The 17965-nt window shown below is 70.2% G+C and carries 16 protein-coding genes; 8 read left to right on the top strand and 8 right to left on the bottom strand.

The features are described from left to right. Nucleotides 1-63: 63 nt before the first annotated feature. Entirely contained in the window at nucleotides 64-1152 is a 1089-nt protein-coding gene (locus G4D86_RS31075) for a metallophosphoesterase (protein ID WP_163997696.1), read from the bottom strand. A gap of 143 nt (nucleotides 1153-1295) precedes the next feature. On the opposite strand from G4D86_RS31075, the gene G4D86_RS31070 reads away from it, so the two are divergent. From G4D86_RS31070 to G4D86_RS31060, 3 genes are all read left to right on the top strand, one after another. Beyond that, nucleotides 1296-2228 (top strand): ABC transporter ATP-binding protein, encoded by a 933-nt coding sequence (locus G4D86_RS31070; protein ID WP_163997695.1) that lies wholly within the window; start codon nucleotides 1296-1298, stop codon nucleotides 2226-2228. A gap of 38 nt (nucleotides 2229-2266) precedes the next feature. Further along, nucleotides 2267-3013 carry an ABC transporter permease gene (locus G4D86_RS31065; RefSeq protein WP_240360560.1) on the top strand — a complete coding sequence of 249 codons (747 nt, stop codon included), beginning with the start codon at nucleotides 2267-2269 and terminating at the stop codon, nucleotides 3011-3013. 110 nt (nucleotides 3014-3123) lie between these two features. Then, nucleotides 3124-4752: a serine/threonine-protein kinase gene (locus G4D86_RS31060; RefSeq protein WP_163997693.1), complete on the top strand. Its 1629-nt coding sequence runs from the start codon at nucleotides 3124-3126 to the stop codon at nucleotides 4750-4752. A gap of 46 nt (nucleotides 4753-4798) precedes the next feature. On the opposite strand, the gene G4D86_RS31055 is transcribed toward G4D86_RS31060, so the two are convergent. After that, nucleotides 4799-6310 (bottom strand): alkaline phosphatase D family protein, encoded by a 1512-nt coding sequence (locus G4D86_RS31055; RefSeq protein ID WP_163997692.1) that lies wholly within the window; start codon nucleotides 6308-6310, stop codon nucleotides 4799-4801. Nucleotides 6311-6563: 253 nt separating this feature from the next. Between G4D86_RS31055 and G4D86_RS31050 the strand changes: the two genes are divergently transcribed. The 4 genes from G4D86_RS31050 (at nucleotide 6564) to G4D86_RS31035 (ending at nucleotide 10126) form a co-directional block, all read left to right on the top strand. Then, nucleotides 6564-7088, top strand: coding sequence for a hypothetical protein (locus G4D86_RS31050; RefSeq protein ID WP_163997691.1), 525 nt, complete (start codon nucleotides 6564-6566; stop codon nucleotides 7086-7088). A 225-nt stretch (nucleotides 7089-7313) separates the two neighbouring features. Continuing rightward, the gene (locus G4D86_RS31045) at nucleotides 7314-8534 is read left to right on the top strand and encodes a hypothetical protein (protein ID WP_163997690.1); all 1221 of its coding nucleotides are present in this window, start codon (nucleotides 7314-7316) and stop codon (nucleotides 8532-8534) included. Nucleotides 8535-8551: 17 nt separating this feature from the next. Further along, a complete protein-coding gene (locus G4D86_RS31040) occupies nucleotides 8552-9547 on the top strand; it encodes a HEAT repeat domain-containing protein (RefSeq protein WP_163997689.1) in 996 nt (331 codons plus the stop codon). A 51-nt stretch (nucleotides 9548-9598) separates the two neighbouring features. After that, nucleotides 9599-10126, top strand: a complete 528-nt coding sequence (locus G4D86_RS31035; protein WP_163997688.1) for a hypothetical protein — start codon at nucleotides 9599-9601, stop codon at nucleotides 10124-10126. An 86-nt stretch (nucleotides 10127-10212) separates the two neighbouring features. Here the strand turns inward: G4D86_RS31035 and G4D86_RS31030 are convergent, their stop codons facing one another. Further along, nucleotides 10213-10785, bottom strand: coding sequence for a glutathione S-transferase family protein (locus G4D86_RS31030; protein ID WP_163997687.1), 573 nt, complete (start codon nucleotides 10783-10785; stop codon nucleotides 10213-10215). A 102-nt stretch (nucleotides 10786-10887) separates the two neighbouring features. Here G4D86_RS31030 and G4D86_RS31025 point away from each other — a divergent pair, with 102 nt between their 5' ends. Then, nucleotides 10888-11361 (top strand): hypothetical protein, encoded by a 474-nt coding sequence (locus tag G4D86_RS31025; RefSeq protein ID WP_240360559.1) that lies wholly within the window; start codon nucleotides 10888-10890, stop codon nucleotides 11359-11361. A gap of 55 nt (nucleotides 11362-11416) precedes the next feature. Here G4D86_RS31025 and G4D86_RS31020 read toward each other — a convergent pair whose 3' ends face one another. The 5 genes from G4D86_RS31020 to treZ all read right to left on the bottom strand — a co-directional run bounded on the left by G4D86_RS31020 (nucleotide 11417) and on the right by treZ (nucleotide 17863). Continuing rightward, nucleotides 11417-12853, bottom strand: a complete 1437-nt coding sequence (locus tag G4D86_RS31020; RefSeq protein ID WP_163997686.1) for a M20 family metallopeptidase — start codon at nucleotides 12851-12853, stop codon at nucleotides 11417-11419. Nucleotides 12854-12990: 137 nt separating this feature from the next. Further along, nucleotides 12991-13821, bottom strand: a complete 831-nt coding sequence (locus tag G4D86_RS52265) for an NCS2 family permease (protein ID WP_205519873.1) — start codon at nucleotides 13819-13821, stop codon at nucleotides 12991-12993. Next, nucleotides 13725-14288, bottom strand: coding sequence for an NCS2 family permease (locus G4D86_RS53915; protein ID WP_205519872.1), 564 nt, complete (start codon nucleotides 14286-14288; stop codon nucleotides 13725-13727). Before G4D86_RS53915 ends, G4D86_RS52265 begins: the two co-directional genes overlap by 97 nt. 96 nt (nucleotides 14289-14384) lie before the next feature. Continuing rightward, the gene (locus G4D86_RS31010; RefSeq protein ID WP_240360558.1) at nucleotides 14385-15698 is read right to left on the bottom strand and encodes a discoidin domain-containing protein; all 1314 of its coding nucleotides are present in this window, start codon (nucleotides 15696-15698) and stop codon (nucleotides 14385-14387) included. 302 nt (nucleotides 15699-16000) lie between these two features. Continuing rightward, the gene (gene treZ / locus G4D86_RS31005; RefSeq protein ID WP_163997685.1) at nucleotides 16001-17863 is read right to left on the bottom strand and encodes a malto-oligosyltrehalose trehalohydrolase; all 1863 of its coding nucleotides are present in this window, start codon (nucleotides 17861-17863) and stop codon (nucleotides 16001-16003) included. Nucleotides 17864-17965 lie beyond the last annotated feature (102 nt).

Below are 17965 nucleotides of genomic sequence, written 5' to 3'. Positions count from 1 at the left end.
GAGAGCGGCTGCGCGGACTGCTTGATGCGACAGAGGTTTGAGGCGCTTCGCCCCGGTCCGCTGTCACGCCCGCCGCAGCGTGATGACCGCCAGCTCCGCCGGAGCGCCCAGCCGCACCGGCGGCCCCGTGGTGCCCGCGCCGCGATTCACATACAGCCACGAGCTGCCCTGCCGGTACATCCCCGCCGTCCACCGGGTCATGAACCGCGCCAGCGACAGTCGGCGCACCCACGGGACCGCGAGCTGCCCCCCGTGCGTGTGCCCCGAGAGCGTCAGCTCCACGCCACGAGCCTGCGCCTGGGGAAACAGGTCCGGGTCATGCGCCAGCAGCACCGTGGGAGCACCGTCCGGCCGTGCCTCGAGCGCCCGCTCCACGTCGTGGCGTGACGTCCACGTGTCATCGACACCCGCGACATACAGGTTCGCCCCTTCTCGCCTCACCACCACGCCCCGGTTGCGCAGCACCGTCAGCCCGTTCCGCTCCAGCTCGCGGACCAGGTGCTCGCCATCCGTGAAGTAGTCGTGGTTGCCCATGCACGCGAAGGCGCCGTCCCTCGCGCGCAGTCCTCCCAGCGCCCGCGCCACGGCCTCCACGTGCGAGGAGCCATTCGTAATCAAGTCCCCCGTGACGGTGACGAGGTCCAGCTCCAGCCCGTTGAGGCGCGACACCCACCCGGCAACCTTCTCCTCGGGCACGTGGGGTCCGCAGTGCACGTCCGAGAGTTGTCCGATGCGATAGCCGTCGAGTTCCTTCGGAAGTCCCGCCACGCGCACCGTCCGCTTCCGCAACCGGGGCCGGCCGAGCACCGCGTCACTCCCCATCATCAGCGCGACGGCCCCCGCCATTCCCCACGTCACGCCCCCGGGAGCGCCCGCCTGGATGGCGAGCACGGCGGGGAGCATGAGCAGGTCGAACACCAGGCAGGCCGACCACCACCCCAGCGCCACATAGGTGGAGGCCGCGCGAGGCGTCGTCGTCCAGGGACTCTGGAGCTGCTTCAGGTACGGCCACGAGACGCCCAGCGCCACGAGCGCCGGCAGCGGCGTGCGCGTGAGCCAGCAGAACCAGAGCACCGGCGGGAGCTGGACGACGGTGACGAGGGCGGCCGCCAGCAGGTGGAAGCGGCCCTGGAGACGCGTTCGAAGGGACATCAGACCCGAGTTTCTAATCGACCCCTGACCCGTGTGCAGGGAGGCCGCCAGCTCGCTCCCTGACAAATCTCCCGGCGTTCGGCACACCGCGCCACACGAGAGTCAGGCGCACCCGCCTCGAAGGTGTTATTCGAGGCGCCGCCATGTCGACGACGCCCGCCCTCGAGCTTCAGGGACTCACCAAGCGGTACGGCAACTTCACCGCGCTGCACTCGATGGACCTCGCCATCCGTCCGGGCGAAATCTTCGCCCTGCTCGGCCCCAACGGCGCCGGCAAGACGACCATGATTGGCAGCGTCTGCGGCCTGGTGAAGAAGACCTCCGGTACCATCCGCGTCTTCGGCAAGGACCTGGACCAGGACTCGGTGGGCCCCCGCTACGAAATCGGGCTGGTGCCGCAGGAAATCAACTTCGACCCGTTCTTCTCCGTGGCCGAGTCCCTGCGCATCCAGCTCGGCTACTACGGCCGCCCCCGGGACGAGGCCCGCATCGACGAGGTGCTCACCGCCCTCAACCTCCAGGCCAAGAAGGACGCGATGACGCGCGCCCTCTCCGGCGGCATGAAGCGCCGGCTGCTCATCGCCAAGGCGCTGGTGCACAAGCCCCGCCTCGTCTTCCTCGACGAGCCCACCGCGGGCGTGGACGTGGAGCTGCGCCGCGACCTGTGGACGTACGTGCGCAGGCTCGCGTCCGAGGGCACCACCATCGTCCTCACCACGCACTACCTGGAAGAGGCCGAGGAATTGGCCGACCGCGTGGGCATCATCAACGAGGGCAAGCTGCTCATGGTGGAGGACAAGGCCACGCTGCTGCGCCGCTTCGGCGAGCGCCGCGTCGTCGTCACCTTCGACCACCCCCAGGCCGCCCTGTCCGAGGTCGGCCGCCGCTTCGCCGCCAGCCTCTCCGCGGATGGCCGCACCCTCACCTATGTCGAGCGCGAGGGCTGCGCGCCCTCGGGCGAGCTGCTCCGCGCGCTCTACGCGGAAGGGCAGCCCATCGCCGACGTGGAGACACGCCGCTCGCGCATGGAGGACGTGCTCATCGAAATCCTCCGCGGCCGTCCCCAGGCCGCCTGAACCCACCGCGCCCACTGCCCATCATGAACGTCCTCGGGATGCAGACGCTGTTCGCGAAGGAGGTCCGGCGCTTCATGCGCGTGCCGGGCCAGACCGTCCTCTCGCCCCTCATCAGCACCACGCTGTATTTCATCGTCTTCGGCTACTCCATCTCCGGCCGGGTGCAGACGGTGGACGGCACGCCCTACCTGCACTTCATCGTGCCGGGGCTCGTCTTCCTCGGCATCGCCAACAACGCCTTCCTCAACAGCTCCTCGTCGCTGTTCATCACCAAGATTCAGGGCACCGTGGTGGACCTGCTGGTGTCGCCCCTGGGCCCCGGCGAGCTGATGGCCGGCTTCATCGGCGGCGCCATGGTGCGCGGCCTCGTGGTGGGCGGCCTCACCTGGGCGGTGGCCGCCCTCTTCACCGGCTTCAGCCTCGAGCACGCGTGGGTGGCCGCGTACTTCCTGCTCTTGTCTTCCTACGTCTTCAGCGTGCTGGGCATGCTGGCCGCCGTGTGGGCGGAGAAGTTCGAGCAGATCAACTTCTTCCCCACCTTCGTCATGCTGCCCCTCACCTTCCTGGGCGGCGTCTTCTACTCGGTGCGCACGCTGCCCTCGCCGTGGAAGGAGGTCAGCCTCTTCAACCCCATGGTCTACATGGTGGAGGGGCTGCGCTACGGCATGCTGGGCCAGAGCAGCTTCTCCCCCGCGGTGGGCGGCGCCATCCTCGCCGGCGTCGCCGTGGTGGCCACCGTCGTGACGTGGATGGTGTTGAAGTCCGGTTACAAGATGAAGGCCTGACCCCTACATCCCACCGTGTCACCTGCCCCGGAAGGCGGGGTCACTGTGGGGTATTTGCCGACTGGGTATTTCCCACCCGGTGAGAAAGGGGGCTATCCTCAGGGCACATCATGGCTGTGCCATTCGGTAAGTACGAGCTGCTGCGAAAGATTGCCTCTGGGGGTATGGGGCAGGTGTTCCTGGCCCGCGAGCACGGGACGGGCTTCGAGCGGCTCGTGGTCCTCAAGCTCATCCTTCCCCACCTCGCCGAGGACGATGAGTTCCTCAGCATGTTCCTGGACGAGGCCGGGTTGGTGGCGCGGCTGACGCACCCCAACCTCATCACCATCCTCGACCTCTCGGAGATTGAAGGTCGGCACTGCCTGGCCATGGAGTACGTCCAGGGTGACGACGTGCGTCGTCTGGACAAGTTCTCCCGCGCGCAGGGCAAGCCGCTGCCGGTGGGGCTGATACTGCGCGTCATCGCGGACGCGGCGGCGGGCCTTCACTACGCGCACCAGGCGCGTGACGCGCAGGGCAAGCCGCTGCGGCTGGTGCACCGCGACGTGTCCCCGCAGAACATCCTCGTCGGCTTCGACGGCGGGGTGAAGGTCATCGACTTCGGCGTGGCCAAGGCGGCCACCAGCAGCCAGAACACGGCCACCGGCGTCCTCAAGGGGAAGTACCCCTACATGTCTCCCGAGCAGGCGAGCGGGCAGAGCATCGACGCGCGCAGTGACTTGTTCGCGCTCGGCATCGTCATGTGGGAGCTGCTCACGGGCAAGCGCCTCTTCAAGGGCGAGTCGGACATGATGACGCTGCGGCTGGTGAAGGACTGCCAGGTTCCGCGGCCGTCGCAGCTCAACCCGCGGCTGCCGCCGGGGCTGGACGAGATTCTCCTCAAGGCGCTGGCCCCCACGCCGGAGGGGCGCTACCCGGACTGCGGCGCCTTCCGGCTGGCGCTGGAGGACTACGCGCTCAACCTGCGGCTGCCCGCCAGCAGCGCGCACCTGTCCGCGTACCTGCGCGAGGTGTACGCGGAGCGCATCACCACCGAGGCGGACCCGGCGAAGCTGGACCAGCTCGCCGAGGACGCGGACCTGGACTCGCGCTCCAACTCCTCGCTGAGCGGCGTGCCCGGAGGCCCGGGTGCACCGCGCTCCGCCGCGTCCCGCGCCGTCCCGCGCCCCTCGCAGAGCCCCGCCCCGAGCACGCGCTCGCGCCAGGCCGCGGCCGTGCCGCCCGCACGTGAGAAGACGCGGGGCACCGCGGCGCTGGACCGGCCCGACGCGCGCCGAGTGCCCTGGATGCCCGTGGCCGTCGCGGGCGTGGGCCTGCTCGTCGCCGGCGCGGCGCTCGTCTTCCTGCGCGGCCCCAACGCCGCCGAGGCGACGCCAGTGCAGCCGCCCCCGCAGCCCGTCACCGTGACGCAGCCGGCGCAGCCGCCCACGCAGCCCACGCCCGAGCCGGCGCGGCCCGTGGAGCTGCCCGTCCTCTCCGAGCCGCCCGGCGCCACGGTGAGCATCGACGGCGAGACGCTGGGCAAGACGCCGACGAAGCTCACGCTCCAGCCCGGCACTTCCTCCGTGGAGGTGACGCTGGCCTTGAGCGGCTACGAGCCGGTGACGCGGCGGGTGTCCGCCACGGACAGCGAGCTGAGCCTGGCGCTGCGGCCCCAGGGTGGGAAGCCCTCCTCCGGCCCGGGCACGAAGAAGCCCGGACAGGGCGGCGGCAACCTGGGCATCAAGACGGGCCGCTGAGACGCAGCGGGCCTCCCGTGTGGCGGCCCCGCCAGCGCCTCGAGCCTCACTGGAAGCCGGACTCGAAGAGGAGCTTCGGCTCCTCGGGCGCGTGTTCATCTTCTCCGTACAGCTTGAAGTTGAGCCGCACGTCGTCCCCGTCGAGCTCGACTTCAATCGTCCCCACGTTGAGGCCCCCCACCGGCTGCTCGAGCACGCGCGACATGCTGCCGCCGAGCAGGTGGATGCGCGCCCACTTCCCGTCCAGGTCCGACAGCGCGAAGTGCGTGCGCGGGATGTGGCGTGCCATGTGCCAGTCGAGCGAGGACATCTTGTGGGTGATGGAGCTCGACACGAACTGGAAGAGCGACGTCGCCGGCTCGGTGCGCCAGTCACAGCGGGCCACGTAGCCCACGTGCACGTCGCCGCCCACGAGCACCACCTTCTGGCGCGGGTGGCGCTGCTGGTGGTGCTTGATGAGCTCCAGCATGCGGCAGCGGTCGGCGCGGTACTGCGGGTGCATCCACCGGTCGTGCGCGTCCTCGCGGAAGCTGCCCGGCACGTAGCGGGCGATGCGTGACAGCCAGGCCGGCATGAAGAACGGCGGCACGCTCACCACGATGAAGAGCACCGGCGCGTCGGCATTCGCGTTCAGCCAGGTGGAGAAGTGCTGCAGCTGGTGCGGCGCGAAGACGCGCGCGTGGTCTCCGTCGGTGGAGCGCCGCTCCGAGCGCACGTCGAGCACATAGCCCGCGGCGGCGCCGTACTCGAAGCTGTAGTCGTAGGGGCCCTCGAAGCCGGGCGTCAGCGGCATCACCCGCGACTGCTGGTAGTGACGGTAGGCCGCCTCGGCCGCGTCGCGCAGGTGGCGCCACTTCTTCTCGTGGTGCTCGGGCAGGGAGCCGTAGTTGTCCACCACCTCGTGGTCATCGAGGATGGGGTAGCCCGGGAAGCGCGCCTGCAGCGCCATCCAGTCCGGGTGCCCCCAGTTGCGCCGGTAGCGCGCGTGGTACACCGCGAGCGCCTCGTCGTGGGTGCACTCCAGCAGGCTCTTCCGCCCCGGAGGCCCCACCGTCTTGAAGTACTCCGGGTCGAACAGCGACTGATTCTCCGGGAAGTCCGCGTAGAGCTGGTCGCCCACCCACAGCACCTGCTTCACGTCGCAGCGCTCCCACGCGGCCCGGGCGACGCGCAGCATCCGCACGCCCATCTCGTGCATCTCCCCCTTCTCGTCGAAGGGCTGGTGGCAGCTCGCCACGCCGATGCAGAAGCGCTTCGGCATCTGGCTGCGCCGGGAGGGGAGCGTCTCGAAGCGCCCCTCGCCCACGCGCATGCCGTCCGCGCGGCTCAGCCGGAAGCCGTACTCCGTCACCGGCTCCAGCGGCCGGGCCCCGGGGATGTCATCCGGAAAGGCGAAGGCATGGGTGTGGTCGCTGTACGAGCGGTCCCCCATGTCGAAGTCGTACGCGACGCGCTCCGACGGCACGGCGGCCAGCCAGAGCTCGAGCCGGTGGGGCCCTCCACCGGGAGAGCGCATCCACAGCCGCACGCCCCGGGGGCTGACCCGACCCACTGCCACCGCCCGCTCCATCTGGGGCTGCTCCGTCCGCATGTACTGACAGTGGTGTCGCCCGAGGCTCCGGACCACCAGCGGCACGCCCGCACGTCCAGGAGCCTCCTGCCCGGCCGCTCCGCTCCGCCGCAGGGCAGGCAGGGAGGCAGCGGGCCGCAGCCGGAGAAAACGCGGGCCCTGCGGATTCCGTGAGACGGCGGCGGGGGCCGGGGCCTCTTCCATGCCGGACCGGCGACCGGTCCGAAAGGAAGAACCCCTGATGCGAAACACCCTGAAGACAGGTCTGGCGGCGCTGGCGTCCCTGACGCTCATGCCCATGGCAGCGCCTGCGCACGAGGTCCGCTCCCCGTTCCCCGGCACGGTGACGGCCACCACCAACTACCCGAGCGGCGGCTACCATGGGGCCGTGGATATCGGCCCCGGCAGCTGCAACTACTGGGGTGCCGAGACGGGCGTGGTCGGCTCCGTCTCGTGGACCGTTTCCATCAAGACCACCGGCGTGGTCTGCAACGGCAACGGCTACGAGAACGCGAACGAGGCGCGCCACCTCTGGCAGAGCGGCTGGACGTTCCGCCAGAAGCACTGGATCAAGACGGCGGACTCGCGCAACCGCACCTGCGACCGCTGCCAGATTGGGAACGCCGGCGGCACCGGGCAGGCCACCGGCCCGCATGCCCACCTCATGCAGGACAAGCTCGGCACCCACGACATCGGCTGGTACGACGGCTACACCGTCTACGGAGAGGCCGTCGACCGCAGCGAGACCATCGGCTTCCTGGACTGAGCCCGCGCTCCCACGCCACGTGCGCGGGAGCCTCCCGGACCGCGGCAGCTCCCCACGAGGGCGGGGGCCTCAGGGGGCCGCTGTCCTTCCGGGCGCTTACGTCGGGGCCCGGCCCGCCATGGGCAGGAAAATCCCGGGAGAAATCCTCCCGAAATCATTTTTCAAGACGGCGGCGGACCCGGGCCCTCCAGGAAGGCTGGAACCCTTCCCAGGCCCCCACCGCCCATGACTCCAGAATCCGTCCACCGCTCCGCCCCTCCCGTGACGGGTGCCCAGGGCCGGCGTACCCCGCTCGTCCTGGCCGGGCTCGGCGTCATCGTGCTGCTGGCCGGCGTGGCGCTGCTCGTCCGTGGCTCGAGTGGTGACGGGGCCTCCACTTCCGGTGAGGCCGCCTCCACGGCCCACGCCCGGGGCGGGTCCGGGCACGGCGGCTCCGGCGGCGGTTCCGGCCAGGGCACGCCCCAGGCCGAGGAGCCGCCTTCGCGCTTCGAGGCCACCACCTGCTGGAAGGACATCGAGCGCTTCAACGAGGCGGTGACGATTGGGAACTTCCGCGACTGGGCCGCGCCCCTGCTCGCGTCGAGAGACCCGAACGTCCGCGACTACCTGCGAGAGCGCCTCACGGAGCTCATCGGCAACGACGCGGCCAAGGCGACGGAGGTGCTGGGCTGGAGCCGCGACGCCGGCCCCCGCGAGTTCAACGTCATCATGATGGCGCTGCGCAACTCGGAGGCCGTCCACCAGCCCCAGGTCGCCGCGAAGCTCCTGGAGCACGGAATGGACCTCACGCTCGACGGCCAGCGCCGCGCGGGCATCCTGTCCGCGCTGGACACGCAGAAGAAGCTGGAGCCGGGGATGCTCGGCACGCTGGCGGACTTCGCGAAGGACCCCGTCTCCGGCGAGGCGGGCTGGGCCGCCGCGCGCACCATCGGCCGGGTGATGAAGCGCGACTTCAACGAGAAGGGCAACCTCGCGCCGTACATGGACAAGCTGCTCACCATCGGCACCGAGTCGCCCGACGAGCAGATTCGCTACCTCGCGCTGTCCATGCCCATGCACACCACGCCGGTGATGGACGAGGCGACGTACGAGCGCTACGCGAAGGTCCTCACCACCGAGGGCAGTCCGGAGGGCCGCGAGGCGGCGGCGCACAACCTCTCCGTGTCCGCCGGTGATGACCGGGCGAAGACGCTGGCGCTGTTCGCCCAGGCCTTCGCGGTGGAGCCGGACGTCTGCGCGCGCTGGGCCCTCTTCCGCTTCGCCGCGCGCGTGTCCGGCAAGGAGGCGCTCCCCACCATGGCGAACATGGCCATCACCGACCCGCGCTTCCAGCCCCTCTACCAGACCTTCGAGGCCATCTACGCGAGCGGCACCCTCGACTTCGTGAGGGTGTGGAACAGCCTGCCCGAGCAGGACCCCTTCACCTGTCTCGACCGCCACGAGTGAGCACGGGAGCCACCTCCATGATTCGCACCCCGTCCCTTCCCCTGCGTGCGCTCGGCCTGGCCGCGCTCCTCCACCTCGTCCCCACCGTGGCCTCCGCGCAGGCGGCCTCGTCGGAGCCCGCACCCGCGCTGCGCGCCGAGGCGTGCTCCGTCGAGGGGCTGATGGACAGCATCCGCCGCGGGCTCGGCTCGAAGTCGGCGGCCTACCGCAAGTACCTGCGCACGCTCCTGCGCGAGTCCGCCGTCACGCTGCCCGAGGCCGAGCTGCGCGCCGCCTACGAGCGGGAGACGGACCCGGTCATGGCCGAGCACCTCGCGGCCGCGCTGGTGGCGCGCACCGAGCGCGGCGCGGACCCCGCGGCCATGGGCGTGGTGGCCAAACGCATCCTGGACGAGCGAGACCCGGCCCTCCGCGTCGCCTCGCTGCGCGCCCTGCGCCGCACCAGCGCCACGGAGAACACGGGAGACCTGTACGAGCGCCTGGCCCGGGACGCCTCGCCCGAGGTGCGCCAGGAGGCGGCGACGAACCTCATCGAGGACAACCAGTTCGTCTACTCGGGGCACCACGGCCCGGCCGCGGACGCGGCGGTGACGAGCGCGGCGGCCTCTCCGGACCCGAAGGTGACGGCGCGCATCCTCGACAGCGTCTCCACCGAGCACATCAGCGCGGAGTCCGGTGAGCGCCTCAAGTCGCTGTTGCGCAGTGACGACGCCAGCGTGCGCGCGGCGGCGGCCAACGCGCTGGGCGGGGTGCCCGCGGAGCAGATGGCCGGCTCGCGCGAGGCGCTGCTCGCCATGTACCGCGACGAGCCGGACGCCGGGGTGCGGAAGATGCTCCTGCAGAGCATTGCCCAGCTCGGCTTCGCCGGTGCGATTCCCGACCTCCAGCGCCTCCGGGGTGTGGACCCGAGCCTGGCGCCCGAGGTCGACGCGTGGATTCGGGCTCTCGGCCTGGGCCTTCAGGAGTGGAGCCTGATCCTGAGGGAGAAGCAGCGGTTGCAGCAGGCTCCTTGAGAAAAGCAGTCCCATTCGGGGGCCGCGGAATGCGGCCCGAAAGGAACAACGATGCGTAGCTTCATGAAGACGGGTCTGGCGGCGCTGGCCTCGCTGGCGCTGGTCCCGGCCGCGGTGACGGCGCACGAGGTTCGCGGTACGCACCCCGGCACGATTACGGCCACCACCACCTATCCGAGCGGCGGTACCCACCGCGCGGTGGACATCGGCGCGGGCGGCCGCTGCAACTACTGGGGCGCCGAGACGGGCGTGGTCGGCTCTGTGTCCTGGAACGTCACCATCCGCAAGGTGGGCACCTACTGCGCTGGCACCGGCAGCGGCACGCAGAACGAGGCCAAGCACCTGTGGGAGAACGGCTACACGTTCCGCCAGTGGCACTGGATCAAGACGGCCGACTCGTACGACCGCACGTGTGACCGCTGCCAGGTGGGCAACATCGGCGCCACCGGCAACGCCACCGGCCCGCACGCGCATCTCCAGTACGACAAGCTCGGCACCAACGACACGTCCTGGTACTCCGGCTACACCGTCTACGGCGAGGCCGTGGACCGCGCAGAGACCATCGGCTACCTGGACTAACGCCTTCGACCTGCCGGGAGGCGGGGTCCCCCCCATTCCCCTCCCCCCCACCCTGCCTCCTGGCGGGTCACCGACGCGTCCTGGCTTCAGCCCACCTTCATGGCCTTGGGGCGGGCCTGGAGCCGGTCGCAGTAGGCCTCGATTTTCGGGCGCCCCGTCTTCCCGCCCAGGATGCGCATGTAGAGGAACATCGAGCCAATCATCACGTCGGCGGCGGTGAACCAGTCACCGAAGAGCCAGGGCCCGTCGCCGAGCTCGCGCTCCACCGCGTCGAGCGCGCTCTCGTAGTCCGTCCAGCCACGCTGGGGCGGCGTCTGCTGCTTCATCATGTGGTCGCCCATCGAGGGCTCCAGCTGCGACGTCGAGTACACCACCAGCGACAGGTAGCGGCCCCGCTCCGGCGCACCGATTTTCGGCGCGAGCTTCGCCTCGGGGAACTTGTCGGCGAGGTAGAGACAGATGGCGGCGTTCTCGAACAGGCGCGCCTCGCCGTCCACCAGCGCGGGCAGCTTGCCGGCGGGGTTGATCTTGAGGAACTCCGGCGCCTTCTGCTCGCGCTTCGTGAGGTCGATGGGCACGAGCTCGTACTGCGCGCCGCACTCGTCGAGCATCCACTTCGCGACGACCGCGCGGCTCCTGGGATTGAAATAGAGCTTCATCGGGACTCCTCCGGCCGGAAGGGTTGTTTCCACCATGTTGCTGGTGCAGCGGGACTCTGTAGAACGAAACAGGCTTCACGCCGACCAACAAGGAGCACCATCGTGAACATTCGTTCGTGGGTTGTCGTTTCCGTCCTGGGCCTGTCCTCCGCCGCCTTCGCGCAGAACGCCCGGCAGTACGTGGACACCTCCGCCTATCTGACGTCCGAGGCGGACATCAACGCGTGGTACCAGCTCGTCTCCACCCTGAACCAGCAGTTCGACGACGTCTGTGGGGACACGTTCTGCGAGGGCGACTACAGCAACATCCAATCCCTGCGCTTCCGCTGTTCCGTCGACAACCGCACCGGCGTCATCGGCCAGTGCGTCTGGGTCTTCGCCGCGAGCAATGAGGAAATCAACCCGGCCACCGGCGCAATCACGGTGGACGCCCAGTCCTTCACCTGCCAGGTGCCGCTGGCGCCCCGCACCCCGCTCAGTGCGTTCCTGTCCGCGCTCTCCGGCCCCGACCCGCTGCGCGCGCCGCTGCCCCGCACGACGCAGTCCATCTACGACGGCCTGGCCAACTGCCTGTAACGTGAAGGTGACGGGAGCGGGGACACTTCGCCCCGCCCCGTCTCCTCGCGGGCGACTACCGCTTGAAGTGGTCGGCGATGATGTTGGCCACGCAGCAGGTGAGCTTCTTGCCGGTGGGGATGTGCAGGAACTCGTTGGGCCCGTGCGCGTTGCTGCCCGGCCCGAGCAGACCGGTGATGACGAACTGCGCCTCCGGGAAGCGCTCGCCCAGCATGCCCATGAAGGGGATGGTGCCGCCCTCACCCATGGCCATGGCCGGCTGACCGAAGAACGTCTTCGACGCCGACTCCACCGCGCGAGACAGCCAGCCCGCCAGCGGGGGCGCGTCCCAGCCGACGCTGGTCTTCTCACCCTCGAAGGTCACCTTCGCGCCGTACGGCGGGTCCTTCTCCAGCGCGGCCTTCAGCGCCTCCATGCCCGCCTTCGGGTCCAGGCGCGGGGGAATGCGCATGGACAGCTTGAAGGTGGTGAAGGGCCGCAGCACGTTGCCCGCGTTGCTCAGGGCCGGCATGCCGTCCACGCCCGTCACCGCCAGCGCCGGGCGCCAGGTGCGGTTGAGCACCAATTCCGCGCCGTCGTCGGACACCGGCTTCGCGCCGGGCACCCAGGGGAACTTGGTGAAGACCTCCTTCTCCAGCACCTTCGCGGCCTCGCGCGCCTGCTCGCGCCGCTCCTTCGGGATTTCGACGTGCAGCGCGTCCACCTTGATGTGGCCCGTGGACTCGTCCTCCACGCGCGACAGCACCTGCCGGAGGATGCGGAAGGACGACGCGACGATGCCCGTCGCGTCACCGGAGTGCACGCCCTCGGTGAGGATGTCCACGCGCAGGTTGCCGCCCACGATTCCGCGCAGCGACGTGGTCATCCACAGCTGCTCGTAGTTGGCACAGCCCGAGTCCAGGCACACCACCAGCGACGGCTTGCCGATGCGCGGCGCCAGCGCCTCGATGTACGCGGGCAAGTCGTAGCTGCCGCTCTCCTCGCACGCCTCGATGAGCACCACGCAGCGCGCGTGCGGCAGGCCCTGCTCCTTCAGCAGGCGGATGGCCGCCAGCGACGCGAAGGCGGAGTAGCCGTCATCCGCGCCACCGCGCCCGTAGAGCTTGTCGCCCTCGCGCACCGGCGCCCACGGCGTCAGGCCCTGGCGCCAGCCCGTCATCTCCGGCTGCTTGTCCAGGTGGCCGTACAGCAGGACGGTGTCCTCGCCCTTGGTGCCCGGCACCTCCATGTAGATGACCGGCGTGCGCGGCTTGCCCTTCTCGTCCTTGAGCTGGATGACCTCCAGCTCCAGGCCCGGCAGGTGCGGGGCCTGCGCGCGGCACCAGTCCGCGATGAGCTGCACGGCGGCATCCATGTGGCCGGACTTCACCCACTCCGGGTCGAAGGAGGGCGACTTGTTGGGGATGCGGATGTAGCGCTCGAGCGCCGGGAGGATTTCCTTCTCCCAGATGCGGTCGGAGGAGTCGGTAGCGGTCTGGACGTTCATGGCCATGGCGGAAGGATGTAGAGCAAGGAGCGGGGGCTCTGTCGACTGTGGGAACCCCGGAGCAGAGCAGGAAGGGACTCGGCCCCCAGCCTACCCCGCCGCCAGGACGGATGGCGCCCATTGGAAGCCCTGTCAGCCGTCACTCAGGCGAGCGCGTGATACAGCCCCAACAACCCCGCAAGCCCGTACAACACCGGGTGCGCGTCCCGGTGACGCCCAGTGAGGAGCTTGAGCACCGCGTAGCTGACGATGCCCGCCGACACGCCGTGGGCAATCGAGTACGTGAAGGGCATCATCGCCACCGTGAGGAAGGCCGGCAGCGCCTCGTCGAAGCGCGTCCACGGCACCTCCACCGCACCGGACATCATCATCGCTCCCACCGCCACCAGCGCGGGCGCGGTGGCGACGGACGGAATCGCGGACAACAGGGGGATGCAGAACAGCGACAGGAGGAACAGCGCGGCCACGGTCACCGCCGTCAGCCCGGTGCGCCCGCCCTCCTCCACGCCCGCGGCGGACTCGATGTACGTGGTAATCGCGCTCGTCCCCAGCACCGCGCCCGCCATGGTGCCCACCGCGTCCGCGACAAAGGCGCGGCCCGCGCCCGGCAGCTCGCCCTTCGGCGTGAGGAACCCGCCCAGGCGCCCCACGCCCAGCAGCGTGCCCGCCGTGTCGAACAGGTCCACGAAGAGCAGCGCCAGCGTCACGCCCAGCACCTTCGCGCTGAAGAGGCCGCGGAAGTCGAGCGCGCCCAGCGTCTCGCGCGGCGGCGACGGCCAGCTGAAGACGCCGGACGGCCCCGGCGACAGCCCGAGCACCCACGCGCCCACCGCCACCACCGCGATGCCGATGAGCAGCGCGCCCTTCACCCGCCGCGTCACCAGCGCGCCGATGAGGAGCAGCCCCGCCAGCCCCAAGAGCACACGGCCCTCGTGCAGGTTGCCCATCTGCACCAGCGTCTCGGGGCTCGCCACCACCAGCCCCGCGTGCGCAGGCCGATGAGCGCCAGGAACAGGCCGATGCCGGTGGTGGTGGCCAGCTTCAGTGACTGGGGGATGGCGTTGATGAGCAGCGTGCGCACGCCGCCGACGGACAGGACGAGGAAGAGGAGCCCCTCGGCGAAGACGGCGGTGAGCGCCACGCGCCAGTCCACGCCCAGCCCCTTCACGATGCCGTAGGTGAAGTAGGCGTTGATGCCCATGCCCGGCGCGAGCGCGAAGGGAAAGTTGGCGTACACGCCCATGATGAACGTGGCCACCGCCGAGCCCACCGCCGTGGCGAACACCACGTCCTCCGCCGGCATCCCCGCCTCGGCGAGGATCTGCGGATTCACGAGCAGGATGTACGCCATGGTCAGGAACGTCGTCACGCCCGCCCGCAGCTCCGTGGCCACGGTGGTGCCGCGCTCCTGGAGGTGGAACCAGCGCTCGAGGGCTCCCATGGCCGCGCATCTTCGCCGCGCCGGCCCGCAAATGCGAAAGGGCGCGGAAGGAATGCTCCTTCCGCGCCCCTCGCATGTCATTGCATCCGAACCGGACTACGGCTGGATTTCACGAACGGACAGCCACTTGAAGTCCACGTCGTTGGCGTTGTCCCAGCGGAACGTGGCGATGGGGCCGCCCCACGTAATGGGCATGGCGCCCACGGCACCGCCGCAGTGCTGGGCGTCGCCGCCCCAGGTGCCGGAGTCCACCATGTCGTAGACCTTCTTCCAGGTGACCTTGTCGGCGTTCTCGTTGACGTACATCTCCAGCCGCACGGCTTCCTTGCCGCTGACGGTGGTGTTGCGCATCACCGCCTTGAAGCCCACCCAGCGGCCCTTGAGCGGCGTGGTGGCGGGCTTGTAGGACGCCTGCTCGTAGGAGACGTGCCACGTCTCCTTCTGCCAGCGGGCGCGGCCGTCATAGTGCAGGCCGCCCTTGTAGCTGCTGCCCTCGCAGCCGGAGCTGTTGTCGTTGTGCTTGCCGCCGCGCGCGTACCAGTCGAAGTTGTCCGAGCCGTCCTGCGCCGCGTTGAGCTTCACGAAGCCGGTCATCTCGATGTTCTTCCAGTCGTTCGCGGCCTGCATGTAGCCACGGCTGGCCAGCACGTCGCGGTCGTACGTGGGAATCTTCGAGGAGCTGTAGCCCGTGGACGTGAAGACGCTCATGCGCACCTGGCTGTCCTTCATCTTCCAGGAGCCGTCCGCGTTGCGCGTAATCGTGTCCTGCGGGTCGAAGCGCGAGTCGCTCGTCGCGTTGTCCGCGAGGGCCCACGTCTCACCGCCGGCCTTCGTCGGGTAGAGCATGGTGACGCCGAACTTGTCCTTGCCGGTGGTGGGCGTCGGCGTGGGGTCGGGCGTCGGCGTCGGCGTCGGCGTGGTGCCGGTGATGGCCGCCAGCTCGGAGATGCTCGCCCAGGTGTTGAGCGTGTTGCCGTTGACGGTGACGCGCACGTAGCGGGCGTTCACCGTGGGGAACGTGTAGCGCTCGAAGGACGCCGTCTTCCCGGACGAGGTACCGGCGAACACCTGCGTGAAGGTGGTGCCGTCGGACGAGGTCGCGATGACGAACTTGTTGGAGCGCGTGTTGCCGGCGTGCCACGCGATGTCGAGCGCGTTGATGGCCTTCACCGCGCCCAGGTCGCCGCGAATCCACTGCCCCACGCCGCTGCTGGACCAACGCGTGGACAGGTTGCCGTCGATGGCGTTGGCCGGCACGTTGCCGTCGTTCCCGCTGGCGGTGACGGAAGTGAAACCCCCGGCGGCCAGCGCGGGTGTCGTGGCCACGAAGGCGGCCAGCGAGAGCGCGCTGACCGGCATGCGGAAGCGCTTCCATCCCCCGCGGGACGAAGTCATGTGCTGTCGATTCAATTCACTACCTCAGGTGAGGCCGCGTGGTGCCACGACTCACCGGGACGGAACGGTGTCCTCCCGGCGCGCCGCGTTCCCCCCGCGGCGCGTTGGCTTCCATTCGCTGACCGCCACCCGGCAGACGCCCACGTTCGGTGCGTGAGGCTCCCTGCGGACCACGGCCAGCGCCGTTGACTGCTCAACGTTCGGACTGCGGGCCGACATACCCTTTGAGCCGATATGGAATTCCCAACGCGTTTCCCTCTCGAGGCCCGCTCCCCCGCCCGGGCAGCACCCGCGCGGAGGAGCGCCTTCCGTCCTGCTCAGCCCTTCGGAGTGAAGCGCACGACAGCGGCCGCGGGCCCATGCAGCCGCAGCGTGCCGTCCTTCAGCGGCGCGGCTTCCACGGTGCCGCCGAAGCGTGGCGCCTCGCTCCACAGCACCAGCTCCGCGCCCGTGGGGACGCGGTACTCCAGCGCGCCCCGGACGGAGACGATGACTTGCAGCCCCTGCCCACCTCCGCGCCGCTCCAGCATCAGCGCGTCCGGCCCGAGCGCGCGTGCGTCATGGCCGCCCGCCCGGACTTCCTTCAGCACGGGCTCCGACGCGCGCAGGTTGAGCAGCTCGCGGTACAGGGCGCGCACGCCCGCGTGCTCCGGCTTCTCCGCCTCGCTCCAGTCCAGCTTGGAGCGGGTGAACGTCTCCAGCGCCTGCGGGTCCGGCACCTCGGCGCCGGCGAAGCGCGCGAAGCCGGCGAACTCCTTGCGGCGCCCCTCGGTGACGAGCCGGCCCAGCTCCGCGTTGTGGTCGGTGAAGTAGAGGAAGGGCGTGCTCGCGTTCCACTCCTGCCCCATGAAGAGCAGCGGCGTGAAGGGCGACATCAGGAGCAGCGTGCTCATGGCGCGGAAGGCCGCGGGGGACACGTCGTGCCCCAGCCGCTCGCCGAAGGCGCGGTTGCCCACCTGGTCATGGTTCTGGATGCAGTGGACGAAGCGCCAGGGCTCCAGCCCCTCGGCCTTCGTGCCGCGCGCGTGGCCCAGGTTCTTCGACACCTGGCCCTCGTAGAACCAGCCCTGGCGCAGCGTGCGCGCGAGGTCCTCCGTGCTGCCCGTGTAGTCCTGGTAGTAGCCCTCGCTGTCTCCCGCGAAGGCGCGCCGCATCTGGTGGTGGAAGTCATCCGCCCAGACGCCGTCCAGCCCGTGGCCCTCCGGCGAAGGCTGCAGCAGCTTGCGCTCGTTGCGCTCGTCCTCGGCGATGACGAGCACACGGCGGCCCGGTGCACTGGCGCGAGCGCGCTCGGCGACTTCGGTGAGCAGGTGCGGCGTGCCCTCGTCGACGATGGCGTGCGCGGCGTCCAGGCGCAGGCCGTCCGCGTGGTAGTCGCGAATCCACATCTCCACGTTGGAGAGCACCAGCGAGCGCACGTACGCGCTGCCCTCGCTGTCGTAGTTCACCGCATCGCCCCACGGCGTGTGGTGGCGGCCGGTGAAGTAGTGCGGCGAGTACGCGCGCAGGTAGTTCCCGTCCGGTCCGAAGTGGTTGTAGACGGCGTCGATGAGCACCGCGAGCCCGCGCGCGTGCGCGGCGTCGATGAGCCGGCGCAGCCCCTCCGGCCCGCCGTACGCGTGCAGCGGCGCGAAGAGGTCCACCCCGTCGTAGCCCCAGTTGCGCACGCCGGGGAAGGCGGCCACCGGCATGATTTCCAGTGCGGTGATGCCCAGCTCCTTGAGGCCGGGCAGCCGGGAGATGAGGGCCTCGAAGGTGCCCTCGGGCGTGGCGGTGCCGACGTGCACCTCGTAGATGACGAGTGATTCAGGTTCCACACCCTTCCAGCCCGCGTCCGTCCACTCGAAGTCCGGCACCACGACTTCGGACGGGCCGTGCACGCCGAGCGGCTGCGAGCGGGACCACGGGTCCGGGAAGGGGCCCTCGCCGTCCACGCGCAGCTTGTAGAGCGTGCCGGCGCCGTGCCCCTCCATCAGCGCGCCGAAGCAGGTGCCGGAGCCATCGGGCTCCGGCGCCAGCGGGACGATGCGCCCGGGCTGCCCCCGCGCGTCGTGAATCACCGCCTCCACGCGCTGGTGGCCGGGCGCCCAGACGCGCCACCGCACCCCATTGCCCTCCACCCACACCCCCAACCGGGGCACTGCCGTCCGTGTCGTTCGAATGCCGTCCGCGGGAACCATGTGGCTGCTTCTGTAATGCGCCTGCCCCGGGTTGGGAGGACGGTTCCGCACCCCCGTCCGCTCCCGCCCGGGGCAGATGTTCACGGCTGGGCACGCGTCCTG

It is taken from the genome of Pyxidicoccus caerfyrddinensis (assembly GCF_010894405.1).
GTDB lineage: Bacteria > Myxococcota > Myxococcia > Myxococcales > Myxococcaceae > Myxococcus > Myxococcus caerfyrddinensis.
This window is presented reverse-complemented; position numbering and strand designations above follow the sequence as displayed.